This is a genomic window from Saccharospirillum mangrovi, assembly GCF_003367315.1.
Classification (GTDB): domain Bacteria; phylum Pseudomonadota; class Gammaproteobacteria; order Pseudomonadales; family Natronospirillaceae; genus Saccharospirillum; species Saccharospirillum mangrovi.
This window is the reverse complement of record NZ_CP031415.1, coordinates 2,131,157-2,147,121: the sequence shown is the minus strand read 5'-3', so window position 1 is coordinate 2,147,121 and position 15,965 is coordinate 2,131,157. Positions and strand designations below refer to the sequence as shown.

Genomic DNA, 15,965 nt, shown 5'->3' with positions numbered 1-15,965 from the left:
CAAAGCTTATCCACTTGTCGGGTTATCTGACGCTACTTTAAGGTATTCGACCACGTTGGTTGTATAGGGTCGGGTATTGTCGGGTCGCATCCAATCCATTGCCTATAAACGTTGCAGGTTTGATTGCCTGCGTGTCCATCAAATGGTGTGCTGTGAGGGGCGGACGTGAATTATATGAAGGATTACCAATTCTACCGCAAAACCGGAATTGCAGTTCGCCAGCTCTGCTTCATCAAGACGCAATGGATTAACGAAAGCCGCTGATGTTACTAGAAGCGCTTAACCACAAATGGTCGATGGATGATTGTAATGGAAGTGGTTGCCACTGGCTGCTGATTCAGTAAGCCTGGCGATTGTGGATGAGTTCTACGTGGACGTCTGGATATCTCCGTTGTCATAGGCATCTCAGATGATCAGGTCGTTCGAACGCTCGATGCTTGTGCTGCATTCAGGGGGTTTCCGAAGTTGATCGGAACCTATCAAGGCCCAGATTATAAGGGTAAAGCTTTGGGTCAATGGGCGTATGTCACGGCGTCGAGCTGAAACCGTTCAATTCGGGAAGGCCCGCGCAAAATATCTATATTGAGAGCTTCAATGGGAAATTTCGGGACGAATGTTTCAGTAGACATTGATTGTAAGATATTGCCAACGTTCGGCAAGAGATCAATCATTGGCGATGGGAATGCATTGTATGTCAACGTTATTTATCGCATTGTTATCAAGCACAATTGGAGTATGAAGCGACAGTTCGAAAAGCGATAAAAGATACAAACGCAACGGACATTACTAGAGCGCCGTTGGAGTGAATCTTGGGGTAAACCATACGAGAAAATTTAATAAATAGAGAAATTAATATCTGAGATGTTTATTGAATATATGTCCCTGCTTTTAGCATTTATATAAGGCATTGTGTCGATAATTGAGATTTTTTATAATGACATAAATATAGTTGTCCAGCAAAGCACTGCAAATTGTCGTCGATACTTATTCCGAAATTTTATTCTTCCCGTTTCAGCACTAATGGTAGGTCTTCTGGATGGATTTTTTCAACGCTTTCCTGGAAAATTATTAAACTTAATATTTTAAAATAAATTTGCATATATGGTTGGTCGATCACGATGCAAAGAGGGTGTGGGCTAGTTATATGAAGGTCGTGTTTTTCTTACGTCAATTTCCGGTACCATCAGAAACGTTTGTAGTTAACCAGATTGCCGATTTTATTGATGGTGGTGTGGATGTTGAAATTGTATCAATAATTCGAGGAGGGTTAGGGGCTGGTCATAAAAAATATTCTTTATACGGAATGGATGACTATACCACATACTTAACTGATGAGAGTTTAAGTCAAAAAAAATATATTAGACTTTGGAAAAGATTGAAAAGTGTTTGTGCTGGTATCTTTAATTTAAAAACCGCCAAGTCGTTAAACTTTTTTAAGTATGGAATTGATAGTATTAGTTTATTGTTGCCATCTATAACGAAGCGGGCAAACAATATCTTTCAAAGCCCACCTGACGTGATTATCTGTCATTTCGGGACAACGGCAACAATTGCAGCTAATTTGATTGATTTGGGTGTAATTGATTCTAAATTGATTGCTATATTCCATGGCTATGAAATATCAGTAGATAACATTATTAAAAGATATAAAAATCAATATAGACGACTCTTTAGAATATCAAGTTCAATATGTCCAATAAGCAACTATTGGAAAGAAAAGCTATTAGAGCTAGGTTGTGTGGCGGATAAGATATCTATATTCCGGATGGGTGTGGATCTAAATTACTATAATGCTTCAATAAAGAGAAACGAAGATTATAAATCACTTATCTCAATTGCCTCTGTTGCTAGATTGGTCCCTAAAAAAGGATTGAAGTATTCAATTAGGGCAATGAGTATGTTGAGAAGCTTAGGGGTAGCCTTTAAATACGATATTGTTGGTGAGGGGCCAGAAAAAGAGAGGTTGATCGAAGAGGTCAATCGGTTAAATTTAAATAAGCACATTCATTTTCATGGGCACTTATCATCTGATGCAGTTAATAATCTGTTGAATGAAACGGATGTATTTTTATTGCCTTCTGTAATGGCTCCAAATGGCGATAAAGAAGGTATACCTGTTTCTTTAATGGAAGCAATGGCGAAAGGGATTATTGTTGTTTCGACTTTTCATAGCGGTATCCCTGAATTAATAGAGAATGAGGTTTCAGGTTTTCTTGTTGAAGAGAAAAATGAGCGCATGATAGCAAACGTATTGAATGATATTTTTAATAATAAGTACGATTTGGGCAAGATGTCAAAAAACGCAAGGTACGTTGTTAGAAATTCTTTTGATAGTAAGGAGATAAGTAAGTCATTTATAGCGCATGTTGTAGGTCTGAATAGTTAAATTTATTCATTTAAGAAATTTAGAGTGATGTAAGATGAAAAATGAAATAAGTGTGGTTATTCCATGCACTCGGCCAGGGTGGCTATTACAAAGGGCGGTTGAGTCAGTTTCAAAAGAGAGTAGCGTAAAAAAAATTATAGTTGTATTTAATGGTGTAAATGCGAGTTATGGATATGAGCAATTCAAAACTTACGCTGCTAAAAATAGAAAATTACATTGTATGGAACGGCCTGATGTTTATAGTGCACCTGAGGCGAGGAATATAGGTCTTTCGCTTGTAACTTCAGACTATGTGCATTTTTTAGATGATGATGACTTTGTACTTCCAGATTTTTATACAAAGGCATTGGCTTCTTTTAAAGGTAATGTTGTTGGAGTCGCAGCTTCTGCAAATATAATAACTGAGCGAACTAGCGAAATAGTTGATGTTGCTTTTAGAAGAAAGTCTACTGTATCTTTGCACGATCTTTATATCGAGAATTATGTTGGAGTTACATCTGGGGTTGTGCTTAATACATCAGTTGTATTGGCCTCTGGTGGATTTGATGTGACAATGCCTGCCCGGCAAGATTATGCATTGTGGCTTGGCTGTTCTGTTTTCGGTCACTTTGTTTGCTTAAAGGATATTACATTTTGTTGGACGGAAAATGTACTCAGTCCTTCGATAAGTAATGATGTCCTTTTTGATAAGCATGTAGTCGCGATTAATAAATTGCGCCAAATTAAAAAGGTGAATACTTCAAATGCTCATCTGAGATGCCTTGAGAAATTGCAAGCTGAGTCTAACCATCAAAAATATCTAGCAAAAATGCATAAGAAAAATAGGTCGCCTAGATACTGGTTTAGATCGTTTTTGGCTCTTATTTTATTTCCATCCCCTTCAGTTCTGGCGTTATTTTTAAATAAAAAGTTCACTGCTAAAATGAAGCGAGTTATTTATAAGCCATGAGTAGCACTATAAAATTAGTTAGGCTGCCATCACTTTATTTATATGTAATGGTTTTTTTGTGTTTGTGTTTTTTTGTTGCTATCAATCCTGAAGTTGGTCGAGATTATTTTAATTATGTAAGGATAATTGGTGAAATAGGTTCGGGAGAATATTTCCGAGAGCCTGGATTTTCATCAATTGTATTATTTCTATTAAAGCTAGGTTTATCACCAGAAGCCATAGTGTTGTTTTTTCGTATAATTACTATGGGACTACTTTTAAGGTTTTTTTATAGTGTTAATTCGCCTCTTCTAGGGCTGTATTTCTTTTTGTTTGTTCCGAACATTGCTATTGGTTTACTAAATGCTTTGCAGACATGGTTGGCGATCGGTATATTTCTTCAGGCGTTTGTAAACGATTTATTTTCTCAGAAGTTGAGCTATAGAAGATTGCTTGCTGCGGCAGTAATTGCTACATCTTTCCACATATCGGCTTTGTTTTATTTGTTAGTGGTTTTTTATTATATTGCATTGCGTATTTTAGGTGTGCGCATTATGTTGGCGGTGTTCGCTGTTGGCTTGGTTTTCACGACTATTGCAGGTGGTGTTGTTGTTGAGTATATCGGGTACGGTAAGTATTCTTCTTCGAATTTAGATGTTTTAGCTTATCCGAATTTCCTGGCGATAGTGTTGGTTTTAGTAGTGTTATTTAATCTTATGTTTTTTTCTGGGATTCAGCGCGACTGGTTCCTATCTTTGATAATGGTAAGTGTGACGGTATTTTGGTTGTTTAATATTGTTTATATATCGCAAGAGATTTATCTTAGGTTTGTTAATTTTTTGCTGCCATTTATTTTGGTTTCGCTGATAAACTTTATTAATAGATTTGGTCTTGAGTTTAGAGTCCAATTTAAATTCATGTTTGGTTTGTTGATACTCATTAACTTCTTAGGTACGGTTTTGGATATTGAAGAAGATATGTTAAATTTTGATCAAATTGAAAGATTATTTATGAGGATGGATAATTGAGTCGTTATAATTTGGTTGAGCGAAAGTTAGCATCTTTGTTGGTTCGATATCCATTGCTAAAGAGCACTGCAAAATTTTTATACGCAAGAGTGGTGTTTTTGGTAAATAAAAAAAAATATATCCGAAAGTCTCTATATCCTCTTTTTGGGTTCGATCCTGCTAGTGCAGGAACATTTTTTGGTTATTATGATAAATCTCCGGAAAACACAAATGGTTTGGTTCTGGCTTGTGTAACAGATCATGGTACATCGAGTATTTCATATAAAAGCCGAGAAATTAAAATAGGTGTTTTTGATAGACAAGGAAACCTTCATAGTCTGGTTTCAACTAAGGCCTTTAATTTACAGCAAGGTGCAAGAGCTCACTGGTTAAGTGAAAATATATTTGTATATAATGATTTTTGTGAAGTGGAAAATCGATATGTGGCGAAGGTTTTTTCAGTTTCTGCTGGTAAGCAAATAGCGAAGTATGATCATCCTGTTCAAGATTCATTTAAAAATATTTTTTTCCTTTCACTAAATTACCGTAGGTTAATGTCGCTTCGGCCTGATTATGGATATAGAAATTTGCCTACATTATCGGCTGTCGAAATAAAGGATATTAAACGTGATGGTCTTTGGTATGTGGATTATAAAACTGGAAATTCACGTTTGTTGGTTAGTATAGAAAATGCGTGTCGACTAAGGTCAATTCCTGACTTTAAAATTGCTTTTCACAAATTTAATCATGTAATGATATCTCCCAGTGGTGATCGCGCTATATTTATGCATCGCTATTTGATTAAGGGGCGGCGGTTTGATCGATTATTGAGTATTGATCTGAAAACTTCTGAAATGGCTTTGTTATCTGATTATGGAATGGTTAGTCATTGTTATTGGTTAGATAACGACACCGTATTAGGATACTTGCGTGGTCCTAATGGTCAAGACGGATATTGGTTGATTCAAGTATCATCGGGGCGCTTTAGTCTTTCTCCTACCGAAGCACTCAAATCCTATGGTGATGGTCATCCTCATGTTAATGGGGATTGGTTTGTTACTGATACATATCCGGATAAGTCTAGAATGCAGCATTTATTGCTTGCTAATTGGAAAACTGGAGAGGTACGTCACTTGGGCGAGTTTTATCACCCTTTCCGCTACTCTGGAGAATCTAGATGTGATCTCCATCCTCGTTTTTCTCCAGACGGAAAGTCTGTGTATTTTGATTCTGTTTGGAGTGGTGAACGGCACTTATACCGTATGGATTTGGATCTTTAATGTTTTCAGTATTGATGTCTGTATATCAGTCAGAATCACCCAGCTTTCTGGATGAAGCGATACGAAGTGTTTGGGATGATCAGACTCAGAAACCATCGCAGATTGTTATTGTGAAGGATGGCCCTTTAACCCGAGAGCTAGATTCCGTCATTGGAGGCTGGTCGGAACGTTTGGGTGATATATTGACTTTAGTTTCATTAAAAGAAAATAAAGGCTTGGGCGCTGCATTGAATGCGGGTATGGAAAAGTGTAGTTATGATCTAGTTGCGCGGATGGATACTGACGATCGGGCAGTGCCCGACCGCTTTGAACTTCAATATGCTTTTATGAAACAAAGCCCTGAAATTGCTGCATCAAGTGGTCTTGTTGAAGAATGGGATGAAAGTTTTGAACGTCGGATATCGGTTCGAAAGTTACCAACTGAATCAAGTGAACTATTCGAATATGCAAAGCGACGGTGTCCTTTGAGCCATCCGGCCGTGATGTTTCGTAAGTCTGTTGTTCAAGGTGTTGGTGGGTACCCTGAATTGCGTAAAGCACAGGATTATGCATTGTGGTCTATGCTTCTGGTGAATAGCTATTCCATTGCAAATATAGACGCTTGTTTGGTCAAGATGAGAGCAGGGCGCGGTATGATGCAACGTCGGGGTTCGCAATATTTATTGGCCGAATTTCGTTTATTGAGATTCCAGAGGCGCATCGGCTTCATTGGGTTTAGTCTTTTTATGTTTAATTTTTTGGTGAGGTCCGCACTAAGACTCTCACCAAATACTTTCAAAGCATGGATGTACCGAAAATTTCGCTGATCTTAGCGAGCGCCAAACCCTGTAAGTACAGTCCGTATGGTATCTATAACGATTTGGATATCCAGCCATAGTGAATAATTTTTAATATAGTAAAAGTCGTGTTCGATTTTTTCCTGCGTATCATCGGCATTTGCAGCGTATCCATGACGAACTTGAGCCCAACCAGTAATGCCAGGTTTTACAACGTGCCGATACGAATAAAAAGGAATACTCTTCTCAAATTCTAAAACAAAAGCCTCTTGCTCTGGGCGTGGGCCTATTAAGCTCATATCGCCCTTTAGAATATTCCAAAACTGCGGTAGCTCGTCTATACGCAACTTGCGGATAACGGCGCCGATTCGGGTGACTCGCATGTCACCTTCCTGGGCAAATTGAGCGCCGTCTTTTTCTGAATCTTTCACCATGCTGCGCAGTTTGTAGATTCGAAATGTCCTTCCGCCTTGACCGACACGCTCTTGTGTAAAAAGTGCAGAGCCGGTGGATTCAATTCGAATGGCAATGGCGGTTAGCAGGGTGATTGGAATTATAATTGGAGCGGTAATAAATACAGCCACTAAGTCAATAAAACGTTTTAATCCTTCATAGTAAGGATTGGGAGTAAGCATCCCAAACTGGTTTTCCGATAGGTGATCCAGTTTTACTTTGCCTGTCAGTGATTCCATGATCTGTTTGTAGTGATATACAGGAATGCGTGCGAGAGTGCATTGGGCGAGAAATAACTGCCATTCGGCTGGCAGATTGGCATGAAGGTCTGCGATCACACCGTTATAGCGTGTATTGCCTAAGGCCGGCTGGGTTAGCTGATGAAAGCTAGCGTTCTTGAAGTCATGCAATTGGCTGGTCCTGCCCATTGGAACGACTGCTAATTTTTGGCGGGCATGCTTATTTGCTAATCGCTGACCAAAGAAACAAAGTATAACAAGTATACTGCCGCTGGTTAGAAGTAGAGACCGTGCATAATCGATTCGGCCTATCACTAAAATAAAAAACAGCAGTGCGTATAAACCGATCAGTGTGGGCAAAATATAAGCGGCTGTGATGGTGCCAGGATAGCGGAAAATTTTTCTTAAAGTCACGATGCTAAACACAATGACAATGCTAACTCCGATCAAAGAATTGCGTTCAGTAATGCTCAAGTCACTCCAATAGAGTGCGTCCCATAACACCACGGCCGGTAGGTATGCCACCACTAACCAGCCAGCTATCAACTGAAAAATAAGGCTGAAGACTAATTGTTCATACCAACGAGAGTGGCGTTTGTTGAGTTCTGAGACCATGAGTCGTTGCCTTTGCCTGTGTTGTTCCATCAACGGAAGATAACTGGTTGGGTCGTAATTCTGCTGACTTCTTCGGCCTTGGTAAAGTATCCGGAGTCGCCAGTGTCTTCTAAAGTTTGAAATTCAAAGTCTTATTCGGAGTTCTGCTTATTGCTTATCGGTTTGCTCTAAGCCTGGAAACCTACTCAATGCGGCTTTTGCAAACTTACTTTCCTCTAAGTTTTCTTGTTTCCGAATTCGGTTTTTCCAGTTGGTCGTAGCCGAATGGCAGTGCAAATAGGTGAAGGATTTTGTTTCTGTAAGCAGAAAGAAGCCGCCACCAAAGCGATGAACTGCCCAACCAAAGTGGTTCATGAAGCCGCTTCCCTTTACACACCATTTAGTGTTACCTGGCTTGGCGTCTTTCTTAACCATGGCGTGACTACGGTGACTGGCCGCTGTAGCGTCATCTTTGTTGGGATGAACCCTAAGTTCTCGAAATGATACAGCCCCTAACCGAGAGTTTACTGCAGCATCAAATACACTGGTTTCTTTATTTAGAACAACGAGTTCGTCTATATCGACATTGAGTATGGCCCTGGCTTTATTGAATAGGTCACGCCTGGCAATGTTAAACATGGATGTCTGTAAGAAGCGTGGGCTTATCTCCAGCTTTTTGCTTTTATTGACTGGGCCATAGGGAAAGGGCGCGTGAATGACGACTGCTTGTTTTATGCCTGGAACAGTCTGAAGGGTTTGTAATAGGTCTTCGCGGCTGTAATCGGTGGAGCCGTTGTCAAACAAGCAGACGCCTTCTAAGCCGTGGTTGTGAGCGTGGTAAAGCGCCCAGTCCCGTATCCATTCCAACTTATTGTTCTTGTTCATGGCCATAGCCACGTTCAGGCCTGCGAAGCGGTCCTGCTCGGTTTGCCGAACAGGCAGGGCGTCGGTGAAGTCGTCAGCCATAATTGTTAGGTGGGATTCGGCAGGGGCGTAGATTTCAGCTTGCTCACAGCGCTGCCAGGTAAAACGTTTGATGCGACCTTTAAAGCGCTGTCCGTTGGCGTAAAGGTGATTTTTCAAGTAAGGCCAAAGGTTCAGAAAACGTGGCGCAGTGACTACATAACAACCTTTTTCCGGTTGATAAAAGCAGTCATACAGGAAGGTGGTGCTGTCGTAGCGTTCTATGTAGTGCTCGGTCCAACGATTAGGCTTGCGAACATGTTGACGGCGGATAGAAGATTCTTCGGGCAAGATCAGGCCCGGCAATTCTATGATGGTACCTTGCGCTGCCATTGGCTTGGATGCTGTTCCTATTGGTTGACGAAGGTATAGCTTATCACTCTAGCCAGCCGAACCTAAGGGTTGCTGGCTGTGGGTTGTCTGCAGCCTAATAAATGGCTGTATATGGGGGTAAGCAAAACCGTCATTACATACGCGCCACTCCAGAAGAACAGGTAAGACTCGAATGTGCTCATGACGGCTAATAGCAGACTCCCGTAAGCAGTAAAGGCCAGCAAGTCTAATGGCAATTTGCCATCGTGCAAGTAGCGCCAGCCAGTGCTTATGCACCAGAAAAATGGCGCTAGGGCGACGGCTAGCCCAAGTAGGCCGTAGGCCAGGGTGAACTCTATATATACATTGTGGAAATGGCCGAAGCGTGCTTTTACCTGTTTCGGTAGGCGGTCTGAGGTGTCTATTACCGTGCTGCGAACGTTGCCACCCCAGCCGGTTAGTGGGCGTTCCATTATCCATGGTATGGCTTCAATCCAGGTATTAATGCGAATGCCAATGCTGGTATAGGGCACGTTATCAAAATCGCCATTGGCCAGGGCGTTAAGTGTTTTTGATTCGGATGCTAGGCGGTGGCTGATGCTATCTTTGAAAAGGAAGATGCTGCTACTAGCCAATACAATAACCAATGTAGCTATCCAGATGATAGGGCCCTGGTGACGTTGTCTAAACAGATAAAGGGTACCATGAACTATCCAGACGAGAAGGCAAACTCCCAAGCCCAGCCAGGCTGCTCGCGTTTGGGTGCCTAGTATGGCCACTACGCAAATCACCATTGCGAATAGGCAAAGTACGAATACGACCCATCGTAAAGACCTTCGGCTAATCCGAAACGCTCTGTGGCTGAAAGCCAGCAAGCCAATAAATGCAATTGAATAAAATAAGGCAACATGCTGCTCATTCAGAATGTTGAAATCGACTCTGCGACCCTTGAAAAGTTGAATGATGTGTCGTTTCAGATCTGGATCAAGCGCAGTGGCAAGCAACAGTCCACTAAATGCCAAAATCAAGAAAAACATCCAGTTGCGCTCTTTGCCACCCAACCACCAGCCAAAACATACAAATAAAAATAGCCTTGGTAGTTGTCCCATGGCCTTAAATGCTAAAGCTTCTTCCGGGTTGCGCAGGTAATTTATACCGAAAAGCAGTACCGGCAGAATGATGGCAATACCCATCAGAAGGACCATGGGTTCACGCCTTAACATAGGGCGAAAAAACAAGACGCCTATAAACGCAATAAATGCTAAGAATTCGGGTACTCGGTTCAAGGAGGTGGCGCTTGAAAGTTTCATGATGGCCGTTAGAAATACTGCCGCTAAGCTAAGCCAGACTAACAAGCTAGGGCCACGGTTATAGGTGCTCGGGAAAGATCTGGAGAGTATTAAGTTCAATGTTGTTGGGCCTATTCAAAGCATACAAAATTAGAAGAGTTATTGTAGAGTAAGCTTAGCACGGGTGATGCCTCCAGAAGCGTTAATGAATTTTTAGTGTCGTACAAGTACTTCTTAACTTGAGATGGCATTCACATAGATCTCTTCCAACAATGTGGACTGTTTATCGAGATCAAATCTTGTTTGTGCTGTTTTTCGAGCACTGGCCGACATCTGGTGGCGTAAGTCAGGGTTTGAGCAGATTGCTTGTATTTTCTCAGCTAGAGTATCGACATCGCGCTCATGAGTTAGATAGCCATTTGAACCATCGTCAATAGCTTCTGAGATGCCGGCACTGTATGAGCTAACGACGGGGACGCCGGACGCTAGTGCCTCCAGGATGCTCATAGGGAGGCCTTCTTGGTCGCCATTGGTAGCAGTTATTGAGGGGGCGCACAGCAACTGCGACATCTTTACTTCTAACGCAAGTTGATCCGGTGTCATTCTGCCTAAAAAATTCACATTGCAAGGTTTAGACGCCGCAAGCTTCTGTAAGTGCTCTTTGAGTGGGCCATCTCCAATAATAGATAGTGTTACTTGGCTGTTTTTTTGCGCTAGCTGTTGCATCGCTTGTATCAGGTATTCGCATCCTTTTTTTTCTACAAGCCGCCCAACAAATACAATTTTGTTTTTTGTTGGTGCTGTTTCTGGCGGAGTGAAAACATTGGTGTTAATTCCAATGTAGTGTTGGATGATTTTATCTTCGGGGCAGCCTTTTTTAAGCAATTCATCTCTAATGAAGTTTGATACAGCGATTACTTTTATTGAGTTTTCAAATACCAGATTCCGATTCTTTCGGTAGTAGTTTCTGGGTGTATTCTGGGTTATATCGTTACCATGGAAAGTGGTAATTAGAGGAATGCCAAGAGCCCGGCTCAGGGGAATGCAATTCATGGCGTTGGAGCCAAAATGAGCGTGAATAATACTAGGAGAAAAATCGCTCAAATTATTGAGCCATCTTTTGTTTAAGATGCCAAATTTTTTATGTAGCCCTGAGGTAATTTTTGGCAGTGTGCTGTAGTCGCTTTCAATCGAGATGTGGTATGGCTTGTTAGATACCGCTTTGTCCTTTATTAGTCTATAGCCAGCTGAATTTCTTTTGAAGCCGATGAAAACCGGTTCCCAGTTTGGCAGATGATGCGCCTGTTCTGCGATAAATGTCTCCGTGTATGGAAGCAGTTCTTTTCTGAAAATTAAGGCACGAGGCATTTTGCTATTCTCTGGTTTGGCGCTGGAGCGTTCGAGCTATGGATTTGGAGTCTCTGGTGGCGGATTAGATTAACCAAGTGTCGGCTCTATGCCAATGGGTATTGGTTGGGGCGATTGCATAGCCCTATTGGGTTTTGGGATACTATATACCTTTGGTTACCATTATAGGGGATGCCCTTATTAAGAAGCGCTACAGGCAAACTACTCCTTGGGGGCGATTGGTACGACAGGGGTATCGTCTGACTCATCCTCGCTCTATGCATCACAACGCTAGGTTGTTGCCCCATTTGAAGCTCAAACCTAATGGGCGCGTGTGGGACATATACTGGCGTGGTCGCTGGCAAGCTCAAACTCACGATTGGAATGACTTCCGCGCACAACAGCCCGAACGCCTTTACAGTGTGGGCAGCGGTCCATCAATGGCGGAACAAAACCTGGCGCCATTGGCGCAGAGCCCGGCGGTATTGCTCAATGGAGCCATCAGTCTGGTGTTGAACGGCGTAGTGCCCGAGCCTTTTGCCGTCATGGTTGAGGATGCCAGATTCATTCTTGAGCGTGCCGATATGTTGCGGCAGTTGCCGGCGGGGACGCCGCTGTGCCTGGTTGGGCCAGCGCTTCAGGCGTTAGGTGAAGTTGACCCCGGGTTGTATTCGCGTTTTAAGTTGTATTTTATGCAGGGGTTTGACTCCCATTACGGTGAAGCCAAGCGGATCTTGACTGAAGCAGATGCTCCGTTTTATCGAACCGATGGCCAGCTAATGCTGAGTCTGGATCTGAGTATCGGCCATTTTGGCTGCGGTACGGTGATGTATAGCGGTGTACAGATGGGATTTCACGTTCGTGCCAAGCAGCTTTGCCTGGTCGGTTTTGATATGACAAATTTGAACCAACCTCGTTTTTACGAGACGGCTCAAAATGCAGCCTGGACAGGGCTGGCCAAGGCCTACCAAAACAGGATCTTGCCGGCGTTTGAATTGGCAGTAAAAACAGCTAATGAATTTGGAATGTCGATCGAGAATTGTTCACATACTTCTATTCTGCCGACAGAGCTTTTGCCATTTAACGATTGTTTGATGCCTGCGGCGAATAGAAATTTGCTATAAAACCTATGTCAATAAAGTTGAGTATAGACGTGAACCATGGATCTTTAGAGTGATGAAAACTGCTCTGTTTGCCTGTTCCTACAAGCAGCGTCAATACTTTGCGCAATTGGCTTCAGTCATGGGAAACGACGGTTTTTTACTTTGGTATAAATCACCCTCGTTCTTTTTGCCTAGGTGCGTGTCTTGGCGCCGCGTTAGCTTCGATATTAATCAGGAAATTGTGAAGTCGGCCAATGCACGAGGTGGCCGTGTTCGCCGTCCCACAGTCTGGTTGTTGAGTGGGTCCCATTGGCTGCGCGCAACTTGGTTGTATGCCAAATATCGTCGCTGGTTACGCCAGTTCCAAATTACAGAAAGCGTGGTCTGGAATGGTTTGAAATTTCGTCAACGGCTGTGGTGTCTTGCCTGCGAAGACGAGAAAGTGAATGTCTGCTATATGGAGAACGGCTTGCTTCCAGGCTTTACAACGCTGGATGAAAAGGGTGTGAATTACGGTAATTCGGTATCTCGGCAAGTGAGTTATTTTACTAATGCCGCCCATATCGAAGCTGGCAAAACCTACTTGTCAAAATGTCAGAAAAATACTGCAGCTGAAACACGTTCCATTATCTTGGTTCCGTTCCAGGTTAACAGCGATAGTCAGGTCGTTCGCTATTCCCCATGGATACGCAACATGGCTGATATGGTTGATGTGTTATTGAAAATCAAACCTCAGTGCGAAGCACTGGGTTACCGGTTGCTGGTCAAGCCACATCCAAAGTGCAGCACGCCCCAGAAGTCACTATTTGACCGTTTGCGAAAAGCCGATATTGAGGTGGTTTTTGATGTCGGCATTAATGAACTGTTGCCGTTAAGTAGTGCGGTCATCACTCTGAATTCAACCGTCGGCATGGAGGCTTTAATTCAGGGCGTGCCGGTAATTGTACTTGGCCAGGCATTTTACGATCTCCCGGGGCTGACTCTCTCCGCGGCTACTCTTGACGAATTGAAAGTTGCAATGGCTGATCTATCCACTTGGCAACCTGATGAAACATTGCGTATGGGGTTTCTCGGATATTTGGCAGCGCACTATCAAGTCCCGGGCGATTGGCATGAAGCATCGAATGAGCATCTGAAAGCAGTCGTTGATCGATTAACTGAAATTCAACGCAAGAGGGTCGCAGGGTATTGACATTGTTCCGTTTGGTCGTGGTGATTCTCGTCAAGAACGAAGCGGACATCATTGAGCATAATATTTGGTCTTACCATAAGCTGGATGTCCATTGTTTAATCGCAGAATGTGGTTGACGGATTTTAAGTTGACAGCTACTACCTCTGCGCCTTCTCAGCTGAAATCTCAAAAATAGATAGCTACCTTTTTAGCCGAAAGGTATGGATCAACCCTTTACTGCATAAGGTTTTTGCGAACTCAATGTTCATTTTCCTGAACTCATTCAGTACGAGTTTATGGTCTACTAGTCGAATGCCTTCGTCCTCAATAACTCCTTTAATCGCCTGCAATAATTGTTTGCCGGACCCTTTTGTAATCATAGAAATATGCCCGCTGTCTAAATTTAAACTATCAAAAAGGCCTGTGAATTTTGAGGAATAGCCAAGTAAAACAAGATTGTGACCTGATAAGAGCGACCAGTATGCGCCGTGGTAGGAGTTGGTGATTACTCGTTTACTGGTTTGCAATGCATCTGTTAGCTCGGCTATTGAGCAGTTGTTGAACAATAGTTTCCAGCCATAACGGTAAGCAATTGATTGATACTCCGTACTAAGACTGGAGTCCGTGACTCTGGGGTCAGCGTTTAGAAACAGCAGAGTACCTTCATCTCCAGGAGGTGATTCAAGAAAGCTGTTTAGGCACGAGGGGCAGGGTAGGAAATTACTTTCACTAGTACGACTTCTGTCACGAATGCCCCAGGCTGCATAGGGAAGTTTGGCTATATGAGGCAGCGCCTTTTTGGGGGTGGATTCACCGGTGGCCCAGGAGATCGTTCTATTAAGGTTGAGTTTTTCCTTACGTACTGTTTTCAAACCATAGTTGCTGTACGCACCACCTCCGAGGATTGTTAAGCCGTCTATGTCTGTTTCAAAGTTGAAATAATGTCGAGGCGAACAAAGGTCGTCACCAATGTTGTAGATCGCTGGCTGATGGTGGATAAAGACGATGCCATTTTCCGTTGGCCAATGGTTTTTGCTGTGGTGCTTTTGTCGCTTAAAGAATAAATTCAGCATGTTGTTCCCTTAACATTTGATATTTCTGATAGCGTAAGCGATATCAGTCTGTCGTGCATATTTCTCTCTTAACGTTGCGACGTTGTCACTCACAAGAACTGACAAACATCGCTTCGAAACTATGCATTGGCCCATCCGGGCGAAGAGCAATATTCGTTGTTGTGCTGTCGGTTTGTCCGCTAATAGCCTTTTGCGTATTATGCGCGCTTTGGCATAGTGGGTAGTTTCCGGATGGCGAACAATAACAGTTGGCGCAAGCGGCTTAAACAGAAATGGCATGCGCTTTGTGAGGGCGATTTAAACAACCCCTGGTATCGTTTTGTTGCTTTGCTGGACCTCTGGCTATTCGACTTCGCCCTGTTGCGCTTTGCCGTTAACCACCCCTATGAGGTTGTGCCTGGGATATGGAGGTCTAATCAGCCAACACCCTGGCGATTAAAGGCATTGGCTGGTCGTGGTTTCAAAAGCGTGATTAACCTGCGAGGCCCGGACTCAGGCGGGGCCTATCAGCTAGAGCGGTTTTACTGTGACCGCCTTGGTTTGGCTATGTACGACGTTAAGATGAGCGCACGCCGTCCTCCGGATCTCAATAAAGTGGAGCAGTTGAAGTCAGTTTTGGCTGAAGCGCCACGGCCGCTGTTGCTGCACTGTAAATCCGGCGCAGATAGGGCAGGGTTGGCATCAGCTCTGGTCAAAATCTATGATGGTCAGCCCATTGCAGTAGCCAAGCGTCAGCTCAGTCTCCGGTTTCTGCACCTCAAAGGCGCGTCGACCGGCATGCTGGACTATTTTCTTGAGACTTACGAGGCAGCCAACCGGTTGGAGCCGATCAGCTTTGATGACTGGCTGAAGGATGGCTATGACCGGGACTACATCTTGAACAGCTTTACACCCAAGCCCTGGAGCGAGTGGCTGGTCAGCCGTGTTTTGAAGCGGGAGTAAGGTTGTATTGTCCCTTTACCGCCGCCATTAAGGGACGCGAACTCGGCGTCGCTTAAATCGTGAGCCATTGTATGATTCTGATGAAGTAAGCCCCTAATGCGT

General features: G+C 43.1%; 14 protein-coding genes. 9 read left to right on the top strand and 5 right to left on the bottom strand.

Going from position 1 to position 15,965, the window contains the following annotated elements:
• The first annotated feature begins 515 nt into the window (after positions 1 to 515).
• The 6 genes from DW349_RS17685 to DW349_RS10295 all read left to right on the top strand — a co-directional run bounded on the left by DW349_RS17685 (position 516) and on the right by DW349_RS10295 (position 6,407).
• Complete coding sequence (locus DW349_RS17685) at positions 516 to 632, top strand: integrase core domain-containing protein (protein ID WP_108125541.1); 117 nt, start codon at positions 516 to 518, stop codon at positions 630 to 632.
• Positions 633 to 1,144: 512 nt separating this feature from the next.
• Positions 1,145 to 2,386, top strand: a complete 1,242-nt coding sequence (locus tag DW349_RS10315; RefSeq protein ID WP_108125540.1) for a glycosyltransferase — start codon at positions 1,145 to 1,147, stop codon at positions 2,384 to 2,386.
• A 34-nt stretch (positions 2,387 to 2,420) separates the two neighbouring features.
• A complete protein-coding gene (locus DW349_RS10310; RefSeq protein WP_108125539.1) occupies positions 2,421 to 3,335 on the top strand; it encodes a glycosyltransferase family 2 protein in 915 nt (304 codons plus the stop codon).
• A complete protein-coding gene (locus tag DW349_RS10305; protein WP_108125538.1) occupies positions 3,332 to 4,342 on the top strand; it encodes an EpsG family protein in 1,011 nt (336 codons plus the stop codon). The genes DW349_RS10310 and DW349_RS10305 overlap by 4 nt, the downstream gene beginning before the upstream one ends.
• Entirely contained in the window at positions 4,339 to 5,601 is a 1,263-nt protein-coding gene (locus tag DW349_RS10300) for a TolB family protein (RefSeq protein WP_108125537.1), read from the top strand. The genes DW349_RS10305 and DW349_RS10300 overlap by 4 nt, the downstream gene beginning before the upstream one ends.
• The gene (locus DW349_RS10295; RefSeq protein WP_198650483.1) at positions 5,601 to 6,407 is read left to right on the top strand and encodes a glycosyltransferase; all 807 of its coding nucleotides are present in this window, start codon (positions 5,601 to 5,603) and stop codon (positions 6,405 to 6,407) included. Before DW349_RS10300 ends, DW349_RS10295 begins: the two co-directional genes overlap by 1 nt.
• A gap of 2 nt (positions 6,408 to 6,409) precedes the next feature.
• Here the strand turns inward: DW349_RS10295 and DW349_RS10290 are convergent, their stop codons facing one another.
• From DW349_RS10290 to DW349_RS10275, 4 genes are all read right to left on the bottom strand, one after another.
• A complete protein-coding gene (locus DW349_RS10290; RefSeq protein WP_108125536.1) occupies positions 6,410 to 7,684 on the bottom strand; it encodes an exopolysaccharide biosynthesis polyprenyl glycosylphosphotransferase in 1,275 nt (424 codons plus the stop codon).
• A 147-nt stretch (positions 7,685 to 7,831) separates the two neighbouring features.
• The gene (locus DW349_RS10285; RefSeq protein WP_108125535.1) at positions 7,832 to 8,959 is read right to left on the bottom strand and encodes a hypothetical protein; all 1,128 of its coding nucleotides are present in this window, start codon (positions 8,957 to 8,959) and stop codon (positions 7,832 to 7,834) included.
• A 62-nt stretch (positions 8,960 to 9,021) separates the two neighbouring features.
• Entirely contained in the window at positions 9,022 to 10,131 is a 1,110-nt protein-coding gene (locus DW349_RS10280) for an O-antigen ligase family protein (protein WP_162824632.1), read from the bottom strand.
• A gap of 330 nt (positions 10,132 to 10,461) precedes the next feature.
• A complete protein-coding gene (locus DW349_RS10275) occupies positions 10,462 to 11,595 on the bottom strand; it encodes a glycosyltransferase (RefSeq protein WP_108125533.1) in 1,134 nt (377 codons plus the stop codon).
• Positions 11,596 to 11,882: 287 nt separating this feature from the next.
• Between DW349_RS10275 and DW349_RS10270 the strand changes: the two genes are divergently transcribed.
• Entirely contained in the window at positions 11,883 to 12,698 is an 816-nt protein-coding gene (locus tag DW349_RS10270; RefSeq protein ID WP_157954339.1) for a hypothetical protein, read from the top strand.
• A gap of 52 nt (positions 12,699 to 12,750) precedes the next feature.
• Positions 12,751 to 13,869, top strand: a complete 1,119-nt coding sequence (locus tag DW349_RS10265; protein WP_108125531.1) for a capsular polysaccharide export protein, LipB/KpsS family — start codon at positions 12,751 to 12,753, stop codon at positions 13,867 to 13,869.
• A gap of 179 nt (positions 13,870 to 14,048) precedes the next feature.
• On the opposite strand, the gene DW349_RS10260 is transcribed toward DW349_RS10265, so the two are convergent.
• Positions 14,049 to 14,921, bottom strand: a complete 873-nt coding sequence (locus DW349_RS10260) for a hypothetical protein (protein ID WP_108125530.1) — start codon at positions 14,919 to 14,921, stop codon at positions 14,049 to 14,051.
• 231 nt (positions 14,922 to 15,152) lie between these two features.
• Between DW349_RS10260 and DW349_RS10255 the strand changes: the two genes are divergently transcribed.
• Positions 15,153 to 15,863 carry a fused DSP-PTPase phosphatase/NAD kinase-like protein gene (locus tag DW349_RS10255; RefSeq protein WP_108125529.1) on the top strand — a complete coding sequence of 237 codons (711 nt, stop codon included), beginning with the start codon at positions 15,153 to 15,155 and terminating at the stop codon, positions 15,861 to 15,863.
• The last annotated feature ends 102 nt before the right edge of the window (positions 15,864 to 15,965 follow it).